The sequence below is a fragment of the Petrotoga halophila DSM 16923 genome (genome assembly GCF_002924615.1).
This window is the reverse complement of the sequence record NZ_JALY01000074.1, coordinates 1-1426: the sequence shown is the minus strand read 5'-3', so window position 1 is coordinate 1426 and position 1426 is coordinate 1. Positions and strand designations below refer to the sequence as shown.

1 protein-coding gene and 1 pseudogene are annotated in these 1426 nt (G+C 35.8%); both read right to left on the bottom strand.

Annotated elements, in window-relative coordinates:
- Positions 1-248, bottom strand: a pseudogene (locus AA81_RS03380) (2-oxoacid ferredoxin oxidoreductase); the annotation flags it as partial.
- Positions 245-1426: 2-oxoacid:acceptor oxidoreductase subunit alpha (locus AA81_RS03375; protein WP_103898199.1), on the bottom strand; the 1182-nt coding region annotated here is incomplete at its 5' end. The gene AA81_RS03375 and the pseudogene AA81_RS03380, both read right to left, overlap by 4 nt.

The window sequence follows — 1426 nt, the reverse complement described above, 5'->3', positions numbered from 1 at the left end:
ATGGCAAAGGCAACGGGTAAGGTTCTACCATGAAGGCCATTAAAAGCATTGTTTTTAAAGTAATGAGGGATTTTTGCTGCCTGCCCTATTCCTGAAACGAGTACAAAATTGTTGGGAGTTATTTCTTCCATCTCTTCCAAGGCTTTTTTTAATATATTCAGTATTCCAAAATTTCCACAGCCTGGACACCAAGCTATGTCTAATTCTTTTTCATTTTCTAGAGTAAACATATTTTTTCTTTCGCTCATTGCAACTCCTCCCTTATCTTAGCGGATAACTCTTCTACTGAAAATGGCATTCCATTGAATTTTAATATTTTACTATCTATTTTTATGCCAGTTTCTGCTCTTATTAACTTTGCAAATTGCCCTGTGGCATTATTTTCAACATCAATTATTTTTTCTGCCTTCTCTAAAAATTCAACCACATTTTCCGGGATGGGATAAACTTGGCTAAAATGAAGCATAGCAAGATCCTTGTTATCTATATTTTCTAGAGCTTCTTTGACGACATTATAATTTGAACCCCAACATACGACGAGATATTTGTAGTTATCATTTCCATAAAATTCGGGAGAAATAAAATCTTCCTTTAAAGCCTCAAATTTTTTGAGTCTTTTTTCCACCATTTTAATTCGGATATCCAAATCTTCCGTTATATGACCTTCTTCGTCATGTTCATCACTATCTACAACAACTAATCCATTACCATAGTTTGGTATACCTCTTGGTGAAACTCCGTTTTTTGCTTTTGATAGGTCATATCTTTTATAATCTTCGGCAGTTTCTACAAAATATTTTTTATTTTCAATTTTGGAAAGGTCCAACTTTTTAACGTTATAATACGAATCAACAAAAAATTGATCTGTCAAAATGAATACGGGGATTTGATATTTATCCGCAATATTAAAAGCCTTTTGAGTTAAATAGAAAGCTTGTTCAAGGCTGCCAGGAGCTAAGACCAACCTTGGAAATTCCCCATGTCCAGCGTGTATAACAAGATTTAAACCTTCTTGAGCGGTTCTCGTTGGTAAACCTGTTGCAGGGGCAGGCCTTTGGGCTAAGTGAATTACTAACGGTGATTCGATCATTCCAGCTAGAGAAAGTCCTTCTTCCATTAAAGCAAATCCTCCGTCAGAAGTAGTCACCATTGATCTTGCTCCTGCGTACCATCCACCTATTGCCATATTGATTGCAGCAATTTCATCCTCAGCTTGTTCGACTAAAATATCGAAATTTTTTGAAAAGTTAGCTAAATCAACGAGAACTCCTGATCCAGGTGTCATTGGATATGCAAAAATCGAATCGCAATTGCCAGCTAACGCTCCTAGAGATACCGCATCGGTTCCACTAATTAATAGATCGTCTTTTAAATTTTCATTTGCGGAGATCTCTATTTTTATCTCCCCACTTTCAGAAAAGTCTTT